Annotated in this window: 18 protein-coding genes; 8 read left to right on the forward strand and 10 right to left on the reverse strand. The window is 60.3% G+C overall.

All coding sequences use genetic code 11. The features are described 5' to 3' along the window. Positions 1 to 13: 13 nt before the first annotated feature. Both V3C33_08440 and V3C33_08445 read right to left on the reverse strand, forming a co-directional pair. On the reverse strand, positions 14 to 2,014 hold the full coding sequence (locus V3C33_08440) for a hypothetical protein (GenBank protein ID XAS69263.1): 2,001 nt from the start codon (positions 2,012 to 2,014) through the stop codon (positions 14 to 16). 91 nt (positions 2,015 to 2,105) lie between these two features. Then, positions 2,106 to 2,420 (reverse strand): lactococcin 972 family bacteriocin, encoded by a 315-nt coding sequence (locus V3C33_08445; GenBank protein XAS69264.1) that lies wholly within the window; start codon positions 2,418 to 2,420, stop codon positions 2,106 to 2,108. A 554-nt stretch (positions 2,421 to 2,974) separates the two neighbouring features. Here V3C33_08445 and V3C33_08450 point away from each other — a divergent pair. Further along, positions 2,975 to 3,979: a ScbA/BarX family gamma-butyrolactone biosynthesis protein gene (locus V3C33_08450; GenBank protein XAS69265.1), complete on the forward strand. Its 1,005-nt coding sequence runs from the start codon at positions 2,975 to 2,977 to the stop codon at positions 3,977 to 3,979. Here the strand turns inward: V3C33_08450 and V3C33_08455 are convergent. Next, entirely contained in the window at positions 3,882 to 4,553 is a 672-nt protein-coding gene (locus V3C33_08455; protein XAS69266.1) for a ScbR family autoregulator-binding transcription factor, read from the reverse strand. The genes V3C33_08450 and V3C33_08455 overlap by 98 nt on opposite strands. A gap of 64 nt (positions 4,554 to 4,617) precedes the next feature. Between V3C33_08455 and V3C33_08460 the strand changes: the two genes are divergently transcribed. Further along, complete coding sequence (locus V3C33_08460) at positions 4,618 to 5,553, forward strand: NAD(P)-dependent oxidoreductase (protein ID XAS69267.1); 936 nt, start codon at positions 4,618 to 4,620, stop codon at positions 5,551 to 5,553. Positions 5,554 to 6,365: 812 nt separating this feature from the next. On the opposite strand, the gene V3C33_08465 is transcribed toward V3C33_08460, so the two are convergent. Beyond that, positions 6,366 to 7,610 carry a DUF4158 domain-containing protein gene (locus V3C33_08465; GenBank protein ID XAS69268.1) on the reverse strand — a complete coding sequence of 415 codons (1,245 nt, stop codon included), beginning with the start codon at positions 7,608 to 7,610 and terminating at the stop codon, positions 6,366 to 6,368. 242 nt (positions 7,611 to 7,852) lie between these two features. Then, the gene (locus V3C33_08470; protein XAS69269.1) at positions 7,853 to 8,434 is read right to left on the reverse strand and encodes a recombinase family protein; all 582 of its coding nucleotides are present in this window, start codon (positions 8,432 to 8,434) and stop codon (positions 7,853 to 7,855) included. Between the two features lie 305 nt (positions 8,435 to 8,739). On the opposite strand from V3C33_08470, the gene V3C33_08475 reads away from it, so the two are divergent. The 5 genes from V3C33_08475 (at position 8,740) to V3C33_08495 (ending at position 11,105) form a co-directional block, all read left to right on the forward strand. Continuing rightward, on the forward strand, positions 8,740 to 8,901 hold the full coding sequence (locus V3C33_08475) for a DUF1905 domain-containing protein (GenBank protein XAS69270.1): 162 nt from the start codon (positions 8,740 to 8,742) through the stop codon (positions 8,899 to 8,901). Further along, positions 8,898 to 9,476 (forward strand): dihydrofolate reductase family protein, encoded by a 579-nt coding sequence (locus V3C33_08480; GenBank protein XAS69271.1) that lies wholly within the window; start codon positions 8,898 to 8,900, stop codon positions 9,474 to 9,476. Before V3C33_08475 ends, V3C33_08480 begins: the two co-directional genes overlap by 4 nt. 8 nt (positions 9,477 to 9,484) lie before the next feature. Next, positions 9,485 to 9,616 (forward strand): hypothetical protein, encoded by a 132-nt coding sequence (locus V3C33_08485; protein XAS69272.1) that lies wholly within the window; start codon positions 9,485 to 9,487, stop codon positions 9,614 to 9,616. Between the two features lie 30 nt (positions 9,617 to 9,646). Then, complete coding sequence (locus tag V3C33_08490) at positions 9,647 to 10,252, forward strand: dihydrofolate reductase family protein (GenBank protein ID XAS69273.1); 606 nt, start codon at positions 9,647 to 9,649, stop codon at positions 10,250 to 10,252. A gap of 298 nt (positions 10,253 to 10,550) precedes the next feature. Continuing rightward, on the forward strand, positions 10,551 to 11,105 hold the full coding sequence (locus tag V3C33_08495) for a recombinase family protein (GenBank protein ID XAS69694.1): 555 nt from the start codon (positions 10,551 to 10,553) through the stop codon (positions 11,103 to 11,105). Between the two features lie 144 nt (positions 11,106 to 11,249). On the opposite strand, the gene V3C33_08500 is transcribed toward V3C33_08495, so the two are convergent. Genes V3C33_08500 through V3C33_08515 form a run of 4 tightly spaced genes read right to left on the reverse strand, consistent with a single transcriptional unit; the run spans position 11,250 to position 14,634 of the window. Continuing rightward, on the reverse strand, positions 11,250 to 11,816 hold the full coding sequence (locus tag V3C33_08500) for a cysteine peptidase family C39 domain-containing protein (protein XAS69274.1): 567 nt from the start codon (positions 11,814 to 11,816) through the stop codon (positions 11,250 to 11,252). A 1-nt stretch (position 11,817) separates the two neighbouring features. Further along, a complete protein-coding gene (locus V3C33_08505) occupies positions 11,818 to 12,954 on the reverse strand; it encodes a cysteine desulfurase family protein (GenBank protein XAS69275.1) in 1,137 nt (378 codons plus the stop codon). After that, positions 12,951 to 13,691 carry a hypothetical protein gene (locus V3C33_08510; GenBank protein XAS69276.1) on the reverse strand — a complete coding sequence of 247 codons (741 nt, stop codon included), beginning with the start codon at positions 13,689 to 13,691 and terminating at the stop codon, positions 12,951 to 12,953. Before V3C33_08510 ends, V3C33_08505 begins: the two co-directional genes overlap by 4 nt. Beyond that, positions 13,681 to 14,634, reverse strand: a complete 954-nt coding sequence (locus tag V3C33_08515) for a hypothetical protein (protein XAS69277.1) — start codon at positions 14,632 to 14,634, stop codon at positions 13,681 to 13,683. The genes V3C33_08510 and V3C33_08515 overlap by 11 nt, the downstream gene beginning before the upstream one ends. Before the next feature lie 350 nt (positions 14,635 to 14,984). On the opposite strand from V3C33_08515, the gene V3C33_08520 reads away from it, so the two are divergent. Beyond that, a complete protein-coding gene (locus V3C33_08520) occupies positions 14,985 to 15,692 on the forward strand; it encodes a trypsin-like peptidase domain-containing protein (protein XAS69278.1) in 708 nt (235 codons plus the stop codon). A gap of 31 nt (positions 15,693 to 15,723) precedes the next feature. Here the strand turns inward: V3C33_08520 and V3C33_08525 are convergent, their stop codons facing one another. Continuing rightward, positions 15,724 to 16,167: a DUF4913 domain-containing protein gene (locus tag V3C33_08525; GenBank protein ID XAS69279.1), complete on the reverse strand. Its 444-nt coding sequence runs from the start codon at positions 16,165 to 16,167 to the stop codon at positions 15,724 to 15,726. Position 16,168 lies beyond the last annotated feature (1 nt).

The raw sequence follows: 16,168 nt of genomic DNA on the forward strand, positions 1-16,168 counted from the left end.
GAAAATTTTCTGGTCACGCCGCGCGAGCGAGAACTCTTGTGAAGACTCCCCTTGCCGAGGTGACATGCAGTATGACCGTGACGGCTAGATAGAGCGGCACGGTGGTCAGCGCCCACCAGACTTCGGGTCGGGCGCCTGCTCCCAAAGCGAAGACCATTGAGACAGCCAAAACGATAGCCATTGATCCTTCCCACGCGAGTCGACGTGCAAGGGACTTCAGCCACGTCCACCCGGAGGTGCGCTGCACGAGGAGGCGCCGTGCCTTCGAGATGGCGTAGACGAGCGCCGAGACGGCTGTGCTCATAGTGAGGGCGAGCAAGACAAGAGTGAAGGAAAGGCTCTTCATGCCTGCAGATTGGTTCTGTAGCTGGCTGTTGTACAGTGCGGCGTCGGAGATTCGGTCGACGGAAAGAACGACGGTTCCCAGCGGGTGGCCTGCGAGATAGCCGCGTAACCACTCAGAATCACTGAACGTAAGATTCGAAGTCGACATCATGGCCCCGATCGTATGATCGTTGAAAGTCTCCGATGGATCGTCCACGACGATGACGAGCGGGTTGGCGAAATGCACCATTTCGCCAAGGACCTGAGTCAGGGCGGGGAAGTCTTCTTGGCCCGTGTAGCGGAAGGGCACCAGTCGCTCTTCGATGCCGTCGAGGTTTGTGCCCGCCCGATTCAAGAGGGGGTACTGCTGAGATAGGTAGTTCACCAGGGGGGTGGGGAGAGCATTGATGGCGATCTTCTCCCCTCGCCCACCTAGAGGGTTTCCAGACGATGGAGTGGATCCTACGACGGGAGAGATCGCCTGCAAGTAGCTCGAATTTGCGAAGATCACGCCGTCATAGCCGCCCAAGTCGGATGGCGCTGCACCCTTGAGGCCCAGATCTTCCGGTTTGACAGCGTAGGAGAGCGTCAATTTGCCGGCCTTTGAAGCCTCGCTCACCAAATCGTGCTTTTCGGCTAGGCGAGTCTCAAACTCAGCGTCAGAGCGGATGGAGTCACGAAGCGAAACGTTGTCCTTGAGGAATTCCCATTGTGCATTCTGGTTGGACAGATTTGTCGCCTCAGTTATGGACGCCCCCACGACCGGAAGGGTCACCGTAACGAGGACCAGTGTTGCCGCCTTGAGTACTTCACTAATGCGTTGGAAATGCTTCTCAGGAGGCAGGCGCGAGGCTATTCCGTCCACGGACGGCCAAGTCATCATGCTCACAAGCCAAGCGCAGAGCATCATCATCGCCAAGCCGCAGGCGATGAACGCCGCACTCGTGAGTGCAAACGGCATTAGATACGAGATCTTGCCCTGTAAGGCCACGAAAGCCAAGGCGCCGATTAATCCCACGAGAGCAGGAACAGTCACGACCCGCAGCAGGGAAAGGAGGTCCTCAAGGACCACCTTGCCGGCAGGAGCTCCACACAGGACTTTTAGTGAGCGGGCCCGTGCGCGCAGGACGTACCAAGAGATAACGAGAGTAACAAGCAGGACCAGACAGGTCAGAAAAGTCAGCCAGGCGCCGGTACTCAAGAGCGCCTGACTGAGCACGGCCGAGGCACTCTTCTCCGTAATGACACGCTTCACACCATGGGCGTCCAACCATTGCACGAGCTGCGTCGTGGCAACCTTAGGTCCTGAATAGACGTAAGGCCCACTCAGGGGAGCCGGCCCCAACTCATGAGCAGGCAGCAATTGGCCATGCATCCCGGACTTGAACCACGCAAGGTCCTGTGCCGCCTTCGGCGCTTCGTTGCCGAACACATAGAGCGAGCGACCGTTGAAGAAATCCTCTGGATCGGCCACAACTTTGGCCAGGTGAAGCCCTGATTCACCAGCCATGGCGTCGAGCTGGGAGATGACCTGGTCTTTGGGCAGCTGAATCTTTGAGAAATCCAGGCTCGCAGTGAAATCGCTACCCCTGGGAAATGCTTCTTCGGCGGTGGAGATATAGATTCCACCCAAAACCGACAGGAAGACAGCAATGCCTAAAGATGTAATCCTCACGAGCAATTTCAACATTTTTACTACAGGTCCTCACAAAGGCGTGGAACCACCCGACGAAAAATACTGTTTCGCCGGGTGGCACTGTATTACTTATGGACTGATCAAACTAACAGGTCCGGTAGTACCACGAGTTGTGCGTCCATGTATTTCCGGTGTGCCAAGCGTTCGCCCATTTGTCGGGAGGGGTGTTAACACTGATGCTGTTACCCCAATCAGTGTAGACAGAGGAACCGTGGCAAGTGCTGTTGATGTAGTCGGAATAGACGCCGGCATTGTAACCATAGTTCCATGTGCCCCCTTCTACAGGCCACTGCGTCCATGCATTGGCAGCTCCAGCGCCCGCTGTAACGAGCGCGCCGGTTAGTGCTACGCCAGCCATTACTTTCTTGACATTCATCTGAGTCCCATCTTTTGTGTTCATGCGGGACGCCTTTCCAAGCGAAATCCCCCAATATTGGTTATGCCAGTGAAGTAGTGCATTCCCAAAATTCGCTTCTTGGACAGCCACAACTCACCCGTGGACGATGACCCGAATACCGCTCCGCGGCAAGATACCCAAGTGCTCGGCATGGCCCCTGCTAGGCGTCATGGGCCACCTGTCACATAGAGTAATTCGTCCCAGCGTATAAAACAAGACGGGCGACCGGTTTAGAACGGATACTAGAAAACCGTTCGAACGGCATGCCAGCCGCTGCGGGCATGGCGGGAGTCCCCCAACGACGAAACCCGGAGTCCCGCGGTTCCCATTCCACATCGCTTCTCGTCCCAAAACAAGCCGGACGACCTGCTTGTTACATGCTTTTTACCAAGTGACCCGCGACAATGTGGTGTTTGCCCGGCCGTCTTCGGCTTGGGCCGTCAGGCTGACCGACCCGGGACGCTCCCCGCGGCCTCTTCGTCCCCAGATCCGCGTGCTCTACGTGGAGAAACCGTCCGACCGGTATGCTTTGGTCTGCCGGAACTAGGGGGAACGCAATGACGCATAATATTCGACAGCACGACCAGCGCACGGGGCACCGCTTCAGCGCTCCAGTGCCCCGTGAGCTCGTGCACCGACGTGCGATCTCGGAAGTCTTCTTGACCGGGATTCAGAGGAATGAAAGCACTATTTACACGGTTTCGGCACAGTGGCCGCGGTGGCACGTATTCTTTGGCTCCATCGGCCAAGGCTTCGACTCGGCACTCGTCGTCGAGACGCTGCGCCAACTGACAGTTCTGATAGCGCACACGCAGCTGCACGTTCCTCTGGGCATGCAATTCCTCATGCCCGATATCTCAGTGTCCATGACATCCGGGGCGATGCGGAATCCATTTGCTCCGGCAGAAGTGACCGCCGAAGTCATGGTTTCCGAGGTCAAGGCTTCCGTACAGGGAGTCAATGCATTCCGGACCAGTGCCATATTCCGGGTGGACGGACAGATGATTGCCGACGGTGCGGCCGGGGCGCGGATCGTGGATCCCGAAGCTTACGTCCGCATCCGCTCCCGCTCCCCCGCCGCTGATCGTCACAGGATTGTTCCCCCGGTCCCGGCGGCCGACGTCGGGCATTCCACCGCGTGGAATGTAGTCCTGGGCGAGAGCTCCGCAGCAGGTTGCTGGCCGCTGCGCGTCGATGTTTCAAACCCGATCCTGTTTGATCACCCGCTGGATCATATTCCTGGCGTCTTGCTCATCGAAGCAGTGCGGCAATCAGTTCGCCTGGCGTTGCTGGATCCATTGCTGGACTTCTCGTCACTCGAAGCCCGGTTCATGTCCATCGCCGAGTTCGGAGATGAAGCCGTGGTGGTTCTGGAGTCGGTGACGGCTGATACGGATACAACAACCGTGCTCGCAAATATCCAGGCCTCCGGTACGGTCCGGATGCACGCCACCGCCAGCATCACTACGAACCAGCAGCCCGATTCGGTTCTGGCCCCAAGTCCCCGACGGAAACCAGCCGAGACAGGGTATGTGGATCTTCGTGAGAATCTGCATGCATAATTCCCGGCAGCAGGAGCGCCCACATCTCTTCGATGCGTTGCATGAGGTCCGCTCGTCCGGTCAGGACGTCGGACACCATCTGGACCCCGGTGAAGGACGCCACCACATACCTGGCAAGGACGGCAGGGTCCACCGTGGGACGGATCTGGTTTTCCTCTTTGCCCTGAATTACGAGTTGTTCCATCACGGCAATCCAGTCGTCATAGGGGCCTCGCACCGGCTGGCCAAAGGTCTCCGCTTCAAATGTCAGTCGGATGCCGGCTTTGACCACCGGCTCGTTGATCAACTGGAGTCCGAACGCCCGGCACATCAGGATCATGGTCGTCAGGCCGGAGTGATTGCCGGCCAGAATCGCTGCGCTGTGCTCAAGAACGACGCGGTGCTGTTCCTCAATCACCGCTCTTGCAAGCTCTTCCTTGGACTGGAAATGAAAGTACAGCGCGCCTTTCGTTACCTGGGCCGCTTCGGATACTTGGGTCAGGCTGGCACTGCCGTAGCCATGCTCCTCAAAAACGACTGCAGCCCCTTCGAGGATCGCCTCACGGGTTGCCTTTGCACGATCCTGAAGGACCATAAATGAACCTCAACTCTAGTCAGAACGTAGATTGGACGGACCCCAGCACTCGGCAGGCCCGGAAATGAAGGCGCCCCATCTAACCAGGGTCTTGCTGATCGGGGCCACTGGTTTCATTGGCAGCCGAATTTTCCAGGCGCTCCAGCTAAGGGACGATGTCCTTGTATCGATTCTAGCAAGACGGCCGACCGGCTTGCTTTTGGAGGCCTCATCGACTGCTCTGTTCGGTGATGTTACGGACCCGGCATCGGTCCGCCGTGCGGTCAGACATGCGGACGCCGTCATCAACGCAGCCTCGTACGTCGGACCAGACGGGGACATAGCCGACCGTGTGAACCACCTGGGCACCCTGTCCATCATCCGGGCCTGTGAAATTGCGAGAGCAGGAAGACTCGTGCAGATCAGCACCACAGCGGTCTACGGATCCGGACCCCACAATTCACTGCGTCCCGGGGACGCAGAGTACCGCCCTGAATCTCCGGCCAGCCGCAGCCGGGCGGCAGCGGACAGGGCAGTGATCGCTGCGGGTGGGATCGTCATTAGGCCGAACCTCGTCCACGGCGCCGGAGACCGCTGGTTCATCCCGGGAGCAGCGCGAATGTTCAAAACCCTTGGCACCACCATAGACAGCGGCCGCGCGCAGCTCTCCACGATCGACGTTACGGACCTCGGTCTACTAGCGGCCGCCGCGGCGGTCGAGCCGACTGCGGCGCCTGGGGCCTACCATGCCGCATGCCAGACACCGCTGGAGCTTGGCCAGCTCCTCGGAGCCATCAGCGAGCAGATCATCCCCCTGAATATCAAGGGAACATCGACAATTGAAGACGCTGTACGGGCCCTGGAACCAGCTGGATTCAGCCCTCACACTATAAACATGCTGGGCATGAACCATCACTACGAGTCACAGCAGCTATGGGACCTTGCGCGTATCCCGTCGACCGGTTTTCAAATCGCGCCCCAGGCCCAAACATGGTACCGAGGCCGGCTCGTGACCGCATGAGCCCCCGGGATATAGCCGTCAGGGGTGTCCATCTGTTCTTTTTCGAGCGGCCGGGCGGTCTTTCTTGGCTGAGATGTTGAGCCTGTTGATGACCGAGAACTCACGGAGACTCTTCATTCGACCTGGCCGGACCCGCGTCCGCTTCGACGAACAGCGGCGCGTAGGTGCGGGCTTGGGGACCAACTCGTGGAAGAGTAGCGCCCAAGCCATTGTCGGTTGGCGTACGGCTGTAAAGCATGCCATGTCCGGGCGCAACGCCTACGGACGTTTAGGTGACTGCTCAGGCTGAACAAGGCGAACCTCCCATCGCGGCAAGGGAAGCCCCTCCAACTTGGTCATTTTTGATGCTTAGCGCTACTTTTCCGCGCAATGGTCCTCGACCCCCTATCCCGTCGACCGGTTTTCAAATCGCGCCCCAGGCCCAAACATGGTACCGAGGCCGGCTCGTGACCGCATGAGCCCCCGGGATATAGCCGTCAGGGGTGTCCATCTGTTCTTTTTCGAGCGGCCGGGCGGTCTTTCTTGGCTGAGATGTTGAGCCTGTTGATGACCGAGAACTCACGGAGACTCTTCATTCGACCTGGCCGGACCCGCGTCCGCTTCGACGAACAGCGGCGCGTAGGTGCGGGCTTGGGGACCAACTCGTGGAAGAGTAGCGCCCAAGCCATTGTCGGTTGGCGTACGGCTGTAAAGCATGCCATGTCCGGGCGCAACGCCTACGGACGTTTAGGTGACTGCTCAGGCTGAACAAGGCGAACCTCCCATCGCGGCAAGGGAAGCCCCTCCAACTTGGTCATTTTTGATGCTTAGCGCTACTTTTCCGCGCAATGGTCCTCGACCCCCAGGTCTTCGGCTGAAGGTGCCGCCCGCAGCACGAGCGCGTCGAGAAATTGGGGGCTGTAGCGGCGCAGCATGGTGAAGTTCTCCCTGATGCCAGGCAGGAAGTCGAAGTCTTTGGGGCGGGCAAGAGCTTGAGCTTCGTTCACGCTCGCGATGAACGCTTCCCACCCGATCATGTTGTCAATTGCATCGAACGGGTCCTCGCCGGTCTCTCGTGCCGTGACGAGCAGTTCCCCAAGTCGCCCGTAAAGGCGGGCTTTGTCGTTGATGTCTTTTCCGGCGTCATGGAACTGATTCCGATGACGGTTCTTCGCCGCGTTGAACACCTTCCCCAGGATGCGGTCGTGGAGGTCTACGACCTCATCAGTCACGGTCGCCTGCGACTCAACCGCCAACGCCGCCAAGGTCGCATAACGGCGCTGGGGCTCGAACTTCGCCAGATCCCCGGCCGTCATCTGCGCGCCTTCACGGGCCAGCTTCAGCAACCTGTTCTGATGCACCGCGAACCCGACCTCCACGGGCAGCTCGAGATCCCGCCAGCGCTGCAGCCGTTCGATGTGCTCGCGCATCGCTTTCGAGTCCGGCTTCTTCGGCGATTGCCGCAACCAGCCCAATCTCGTTCCACCGTCCTGGCCGGCGGCCGATAACAGGCCATCGAGCCCGCGCCGGTGCTGCGCCGTCAGCGAATCCGTCAATGCCGCATACACGCGGCGGTCTCCGCGGGTGATCGCTTCCGCAGTAACTCTGTCGAGCACATTCACCGAGGGCAGGAGCACACCCCGAGCGCGCAGATGCCCGACCGCTGCGGTCGCTACCACGACGGGTTTGGTGGTCTGCGCTGCGATCTCTTCCAGGCTGTCGACAAGGGTGCCGCTGATCTCGTCCGTGAAGGTACGCAACCCCAATGCTGCCTGCAGCTCCAGCGCATGCTCCCGCCGGGTTGCGTCCCGTGCCCCGTACTGCTCCCACTTGGTAGCCGCCACTTTCACCTGCGACGCCACGACATCGACAACGGCCCCTTCGGGTACGTCCATGCCCAACGCCACTCCGGGGTGCCGCATGTAAGCGAGCTGGACCGCGAATCCCAATCTGTTCGCAGCGCCACGCCGCATCCCGATCAAGGCGAGCTCCTCCGACGTGAACGTATAGGCGCGGACGAGGTCCGCCTCCGCGACCGGAATGGCTAGCAGGTTCTCCCACTCGACAGGTGACAACACGGACCGACGCGGCATATACGCTCTTCTCGAAAACGGAGGAAACCAAGAACCAGACGAGCCACCAAACAGCGGCTGTCATTTTCAGAAGTCGACTGCACACGCTCCCGCGGAATTCCGGGGTTGTGCAGACGAGTGTTGACAACGGAAATGTCAGAAGTGCCGTGCACGGAACCGCATTCCGCTCAATAGTCCTCTGCACCAACAGTCACTTTTCAGAAGTCGCCTGCACCAACCCGCAGGAACTACTGCTTTGAAGCCTCAGAAGTGCCTGCGGCCGGAACCCACCGGTAGAGCGTCGGCACGGAGACGCCGAGGCTGCTGGCAACTTCCCGCGGTGGTGTTCCCTGGTTGAGTAGTTTGCGGGCGGAGCGGATCTTGGCTTCCGTCATGATGCGTTTGCGGCCGCCGACCCGCCCTTGTTCGCGCGCGGCCCGCAGTCCGGCCTGGGTGCGTTCGACCATGAGCTCCCGTTCCATCTGAGCCAGGGATGCCATCACGTTGAAGAAGAAGCGCCCGGAGACCGTGGTGGTATCGATCGCATCGGTGAGACTGACGAAGCCTACGCCGCGGTTGTTCAGGCCGCCGGCGAAGTCCAGAAGGTCTTTCACGCTCCGGCCCAGGCGGTCCAGCTTCCACACCACCAGAGTGTCACCGTCGCGCAGGGTGTCCAGCGCCTTGTCGAGTCCAGGGCGTCGGGCCTTGGTCCCGCTGATCGTGTCTTCGTAGATCTTGTCGCATCCGGCATTCTTCAGAGCGTCGATCTGCAGGTCCAGGTTCTGGTCCCGAGTGGAGACCCGAGCATAGCCGATGCGGTGCGCGGTCATGGGGCGTTCTCTTCTCAAAACTCAATTGGGGCCATTGGTTCGACTGTACCGTTTCGAGAACTATTTATGAGAATCAGGGGGCTGGTCACCAATTCTTCTTTGTTGAGCCGATTTTCTGCGGCAGCACACCCCCATCGCATTGAAGAGCGACCGGTCCCGGCGTTCTCGAATCAATGCATTCTTGAAATCCTTCGTTTCTGAGAAAGGGGCAACCACGACCTTGAGCGGCATTGCCCCGTTTGGGAACGCCGTGATCGATCACAGTGGACCTGTTGGGGGCTCGGGGCGGGAGGCATACTGTGAGGATGAAATTCACAACGACCATCCCGGGCAGCGGCGACAAGGCAGGCATCAAGGTCCCCGAGGACATCGTCAACGCGCTCGGTGCCGGGAGGCGGCCGCCGGTGGTCGTGACCATCAACGGCAAAAGCGCCCCCCATCCACCGCACTCGAGGAGAGCATCATGACCGCTACCTACACCTTCGATGTCTTTACCAGCCTCGACGGCTTCGGCGCCGCGAGCGGCAACTGGACCGGGTACTGGGGCAAGCAAGGCCCCGAGTTGCTCGACCACCGCCTTGCCTTGTACGACCAGGAGCAGCGGATGGTCATCGGGGCCAACACGTATCGGGCGTTCGCGAAGATGCTGGCCTCGAGCACCGAGGAGTCCGACGTGCGTGACCCATGGGTCACCCGGATGAGGAGCCTGCCGGCAACGGTGGTCTCGACCACCCTGAAAGGGCCCCTCGACTGGCCGGACGCGACCGTCGTGAGCGGCGACGCCGTCGACGTCGTCGCCCGGCTCAAGGAGGAGTCCGAGGTGCCGTTGCGCTCGCACGGCAGCCTGTCGATGAACCGGGCGCTGATGGCCGCCGGTCTGGTCGACCGCGTCCAGGTGACGCTCTTCCCTGTGATTACCGGTCAGACCGGACTGGAGCCGATCTTCCAGGGTGCGGCCGACTTCGACCTCGAGCTGATCGAGAGCCGGACGCTCGACGGCCACACCCAAGAGCTCATCTACCGGCCCACCCTGCATGTCTGAGTCCGCCCATGGACCCCACCAGTCAGCAGCCGAACCCGACCCGGAAGCTCCCGCAGACCGATCTCGTAGCCGGCCCGGTGGATCGATTGGAGACCATGGTGCCCTACGGGCTGCCGCGGCGGTCCGGTCTTACCGAGTGACGACTAATCCAACGAGAGGGGACCACAATCATGAAACTGACGACCAACACGCAAGTCTCTGTCGACGGCGTGATGCAGGGAAACGGCGGGCGGCACCCAGATCTCGACCCGGGATTCGAGCGCGGCGGATGGGCAAGGCCGCTGTTCGACGACGAGGCCATGGCATTCGTCAACGAGTTCTACCAGCGCGCCGACGCGTTCCTGTTCGGCCGGCGGACCTATGAGCTCTTCGCCGGATACTGGGGCGTGAGGGAAGACCTGGAGAACCCCATCGTCGGGGCCTTGAACACAAAGCCCAAGTACGTCGCATCTAACACGCTCACCGACCCGAAATGGGCGGACACGACCGTCCTCTCCGGAGACGTCGCGGCCGCCATTCGCGAGCTGAAAGCCAAGCCGGGAGGCGAACTGCAGGTGCACGGCAGCGGCGAGCTGGTCCGCTGGCTCCTCGAGAACCAGCTCGTCGACGAGATCACCCTGCTCGTCTGTCCCGTGGTCGTCGGCCAGGGCAAGCGCCTATTCCCCGACACCGGCCCGGACACAGCGCTTGACCTGATCGAATCGCGATCCTTCCCGAAGGGCATAACGCTCCAGGTCTACCGGCCGGCCGGGCGCCCGCAGTATGCAACCGACTGAAGCACGCCGCGGGTGGGCCATGCCACCTCCTATTTCGCGGCGTGGCCAGGACGCCGGGAGAGGGCGTGCCGCAGGCTCCGGCAGCCGCTAGCCAGGGGCCTCGCTGAGGCTTCATGCGATGGAGTACCGGCCTCCGGCTCAGTGCAGGCGACTTCTGACATTCAGTGCAGACGACTTCGGAAAATGACAGCGGCGCCGGAAATCCGGGAAACCAGAACTCTCAAAAACACTTCTCGAAACAGTATTCTTGCATCAACCAGTAATCACGGATTCCGAGAACTTCGAAATGATGTCCACCATGTTGATCGGCTATGCCCGGGTCTCCACCACCGACCAGAACCTCTCCCTGCAACGCGATGCGCTCACCCACGCTGGCTGCCAGAAGATCTACACCGACACCATCAGCGGGGCCAAGGCCTCACGGCCAGGCCTAGATAAGGCGTTAGAGCACCTCCGCGATGGCGACACGCTCGTTGTCTGGAAACTGGACCGCCTCGGCCGCAGTGTGAAGAACCTCATCGCCTTCACCGACCAGCTCGAACACGCGGGCGTCGGGTTCCGGTCCCTGACCGACCAAATTGACACCACCACCCCCACCGGCCGGTTCTTCTTCCACGTCATGGCATCCCTGGCGCAGATGGAACGCGAGCTCACCATCGAACGTACCCGGGCCGGACTCGCAGCCGCGCGTGCAGCCGGCCGCCAGTCAGGACGCAAAAGGATCATGACCAACAGCAAAATCACTTCCGCGCGGCGTCTCCTCGCCCAAGGAACGCCCGCTGTCGACGTCGCCCGCGACCTCGGCGTCTCCGTACCCACCCTCTACCGCTGGCTCCCCGCCTCGGAGCGGTAACCAAGGGGAAACGGGGCATTAACGCGTACTAATGCCCACTGTGGAGTCGTTGGAATTCTTCGCCTCGTCGGGTTCTTGCTTGAGGATGCCATCGGCGACGGACGACTTATACATGGCCCGGTCCCAGAGGTGGCCCCAGAAGACTCAAGGCTCGTGTTCCTGCCGCCTATTCCGAAAATGAATTGCCCGGCCTGAGAAGTGGTCCCAGAACGTCGCAAGATCGAGACGGATGTTTCGCCCTTCTGCGGGGTGATGGCTTGAGGGCCGGTGGATCAGTACGTGGCAGGAATCCGTCATGGCTGCTAGCACCGAAAGATGACCTGACGTGCCGGGAGACTCGAAGGACGGACCGACGGAAACGATGAGTGCCCCCGGCCCGCGGGCGGTTTCGATGAACTCTTCTTTGGTTGAGAACTGTAGCCGGTCGGCTTCGAGTCCGTTCTTTTGGCCATGGCGGGCCAGTCCGGCGTGGTGCCAGCCGGTTTGTTCAGTGTAGGCGCCGTTACCGAGAAGTTCCTCGGTGATCGTTGCTGGGAGGACCTTCAGGTCGGGGAGGAGATGTGCGTAGACCATGCGCAGGCATGCGACCCCGCAGGATCTGGTGTCCCAGAACCGTGCCGCATTCTGGCTGGGGTAGCCCAGGGCTTCCCAGTCGTGGCTGACCATGGAGCTGTAGAAGGGAACTCTTACCGGCGTCACAGCCGCTGGCATTTCACGAGGCTTTCATGCGGGAAACCGCCGCAGAAATGGCCATCGCAGCATCACGGGCTTCTTCGGGGGTTGTTGTTCTTCCGAATCCTATTCGGAGGCTGGACCGGGCCTCGTCTGCGGACAGCCCGATGGCCATGAGCACGTGGGAGGGTTGCTGGTCGTTACTGTTGCACGCAGATCCGGCCGAGATCGCTACCTGCGGAACCGCGGACATGAGTTCTCCGGCGTCCACGCCGGGGATCCTGATATTCAGGCAGTTGGGCAAACAACGCTCCTCAGGGGAATTGGTCATGATGTCCGGGTGGTGGGAAAGCAGAAGGTCCAGGAACATGTTCTTGAGCTGATTGACCCGTGACCGTTCGCCCGTCAATCCGGCCCGGGATAGCTCCAGGGCTTTGGCGAAGCCGACTATCGCCGGAAGGTTCTGGGTTCCGGGGCGTTTGCCGCCCTCTTGTCCTCCGCCGTGAAGCAGGGAGGGGACACCGTTGTTGGAGGTCTGGAACTTGTCGCTGATGTAGAGGGCGCCGATTCCTTTGGGCCCGTACAGTTTGTGGCTGGAGAAACTGATCAGATCGGCGGGGAACTGGGTGAGGTCCTCAACCAGGTAGCCGATGGCCTGGGTGGCGTCGGAATGAAGGGGGACCCCGGCCTCTCCCGTGACCGAAGCGATGTCGGTGATGGGCTGGACTGAGCCGATTTCGTTGTTGGCCGCCATGACCGAGACAAGCCGTGTCGTCGGTTTGATGGCCCTTTTCACCTCACCGGGGTTTACGAATCCGTTGTTGTCTACTGGCAGCACGGTGAGGTCTCCGCCGCCCCGTTGGAAGGCCCGGCAGGCATCCAGCATGGATTTGTGTTCTATCGCCGTGGTGATGATGTGGTGTTCCGGGCTGGCCGTGACCATGGATATGGCCCAGTTGTTGGCCTCCGTGGCGCCTGAGGTGAAGAACAGCTCGCGGGGACGGCAGCCAAGGAGCCGGACCATCTTTCGTCGCGCACCTTCGATGGCTTCCTGGCTCCTCATCCCGGCCATGTGCGGGCTGGACGGGTTGGCCCAGAACCGGCGTCCGGCGCTGTCGACGAGATCGGCAACCTCATCGTCTAGCGGGGTCGTTGCCTGATAGTCCAGATAGATCATGCTGCTCTCCGTCCAAGGTCCTCGGAACTGTAGGGGATCGAGACGAAATCGTGTGTCTTTGCGTCGAAGAACACTTGGACAACGGCTTCCTGTCCTTGGGATTTCCGGGCGAGGTACATCTCTGTTCCCTTGATGACCTTGTCCTTATCCGCGACCCGGTTGAAATCAAAGACGACCCTGGAGGATCGCTGGCGTGATGCGCTTAGTCGTTTGAAGGACAAATCGAGGTATTCGCTGACAATGAGCGGGCAACGTGGAATGCCCGCCTCTTCCTCGTTGACGGCCCCGGCAATGACTTTTGGGTAGAGATCGGAGTCGAAGAGGATTTCAGTTCCCTCAAGCCGCAGCGATTCGTCCGAGGCCGTGTCTTTCAGCCATCGTTTGAGGAACCGGGCTGAGCGATTCCGCAACGTCCGTTCCTTCACAACATCGAAGGTCACCTCGAAGGGAGCGCAGAGCTCCAGGAGCGCCGAGGTATCGACTTCGGCGGGGGCGGCCGGCCGCATCTCACACACATCCTGGGAACAATCCATGCCCAGGTCGTTGACGATGACGGTGAATGCCGGTTTCCGCGTCAGAGAATATGTTTTCTGGAGTTCGTCGCCGAGACGAAGGCCCGCCTTCATCGATTCCACGGCGAAGTCATCGATTCCCGTTGAGACGTCGAAGTAGCCGCACGCAATCAGTACCTGGGTGTCACGCTTTAACGGAAAGGACAAGTCCAATTCAGACAGCAATTGGTTGGTTTTCAGCTTCTACTCCTCGTTTTTCGGATGTCAATTGGTTGTTTGTTTGAGCGCGTGCATCCGTCCAGACGGTAAGTGCGGCACACCCGGTGAGAACGATCAGTCCCGTGATCTGCCGGCCGTCCAAGTACTGGTTCAGGCCAAGTACGCCGACGGCCGAAGCCAGTGCGGGATCCAATGCCGAGACCAGCGCGAAGGGAAGCGCGCGTAGGCGCTTCATGGCGAAAAGTTCGAGAGAGAACGGAATAACCATTGTCAGCAGTGCCACGATAAGCGCCTGGGGGGCCAGCGGGCCCGCTGTGTGTAAGTCGGGAACGGGAGCCAGGACTTGCCCGGCGAGAACAACCAGGAACGCGACCCACAAAGCCTTGGATAGCACCACGAGTGGATGGGACGCGGCCGGCATGGCCGTCCCGATCCGGATGTAGATGCTCAGCAGTGTCCCGGTAGCCGCGGCCCACAGGATTCCTGCAGGACCCGTCTGACCGTTGTAGTCCGCGATGAGGAAAAGTCCCGCTACGGCGCCCAAGGCCGGAAGCCTGACTGCCCAAGAGCGCGAACGCAGGCAGCCGATTGCCAAGGGGACGACAAATTCAATGGAAACTGCCAGGGACAGCGGGATGTGCGAAATTGCTTGATAGAAGGAGAGCTGCATCAGGCCCAAGACGATGCCATAGCCGACGATGCGGCGCATGGAAACGGCAGCGGAACGTCGTGCCAGCCAGAGGGCAGGGAGGAGCATCAAAGCGCCGATTCCTACTCTGAGGCAGGTCGCTGTTGCCGGGCCGACGGCTTCAATGAGGCCAACGGCCACGCCGTTACCGAGTTGAAGCGCGGTCAGGCTCGCGGCAACCGCAGCCACACCTGCCCGAGCAGCCCGCGGCTTCCTCACGTGGTCCGCGCGCACGACAACATCACGCCAGTCGTCCCCCATGCCGCCATACGCTTATATTCCCCAATATGTCGTAACACTTCGCAATTCAAGGCACGCTACAGCACCAGCCGACGCTCTTCCAAGTCAAAGACCGCATGTGGACAGCTTCGTCCCCTTCCTCCCGGGAGCCGGTAGGACGGATATTTCACCTTTCCCAAGCCTGTGTTAACCGTCCTCTAGGGACACCTTGAGGGGAGAACCGGGAACTCAAAACAGGCTTAGCGTACTCTGACGTCCGTTTTCTCAAGCGACCCCCGAACAGGGGCCGCGATGGCCTCTGAAAAGGGCAAGAACGGTCTCAGTCGTCAGGGCATTAGTTCTCAGCACTGTGCTGTAGGTACGGTCATGCTGTGAACTTAAATAGAATGGTGGCTCCCTTAGCGGCACCCACGCAGGACGGCCCTGAGAGCAACGTCGGAAGCGGTTTCCTCGTCCAGTCGGATGGCCAAATTTATTTGGCAACAGTTGCCCATCTCGCCACAGGCCAACCGTCGCAAACCGACGATTGGTCGCTCTGGGCCGACGAAATTACCCTTCACAACGAACAGCAGGCCACTTTGGCGAGAGTCCCACTTTTCGACGTGAACGATGACGGTGTAAAAGTTCCACGGTTTAAGTACGGACGCTCTACGGACACGCCAGGAGTCTTGGCTGACGTAATTTTGCTGCCGCTTTCCCCCGACGAACCAATGTCAAGCATGTCGGACATCTTCCATTTACCGGGCGCCATTGCTCCCTACGGACAAGGCGATACTGTCACCATTGTGGGTCGCCGCCCGTGGCCGGCACTCAATGCGGAAACGCACACCTTGACCGAGGTGTTCTTTGAACTCCTGCTCTGCCACCCTGAGGGGCTAAAGGGGGATTCGGGTGGCCCAGTTGTAAGCTCATCCGGCCTGTTGGTGGGTATGAACTTTGGTGGAGACAATCCGAATTACCCGGGGCATGGTCTCCTCATCCCGGTCGGACTCATTGACGTGCTGACGAAGGCCGTCGACGGCTTCATCACGGGCTGGTCATACAGCCCTTCGGTGAACCAAACTCGTCCACGTCCCTAAGAATAAGCTCCTTCTGTCTGACGATGGTGCCCTACTTTCCCAGCGTGCGTACGTCAGGGAACCACCCTTCCGGTGCTTTCTTTGGCTCCAGGTGTTCGGGGTCCCGGTGCTTTTGCATATCGCATCTGTAGAACGGGCCGCGTGGGTCCAGGAGCACGCTCATGTGGTGGTCCGCGTGATCTTTCCACCAGACACTGATTCCCGTGGCTCCGTCCAGCCTGAGGTGTTCCCACGCCCGCCACAGCGCTTCAACACGGGAGAGCGCTTCGGGGTGGAAATACCACTCAAGGCACCACTTAGCGGCGCGACCGTCGACGTCGCGAACAAACGTGGGCAGCAGCTGCTCGTGCAGGAACTCTTCGGCTGAGCCGTAGACCAGTTCGGGTGGCTGCTGCTCTTCCGCCGGCCTTTCGGCAGGTGCTTCTGTCTCGCTGGTGTTGGAAGCAGTGCTGAATCGTCCGATATCGCTGTTCATC

Source organism: Micrococcaceae bacterium Sec5.7 (assembly GCA_039636785.1).
Lineage (GTDB): Bacteria > Actinomycetota > Actinomycetes > Actinomycetales > Micrococcaceae > Arthrobacter.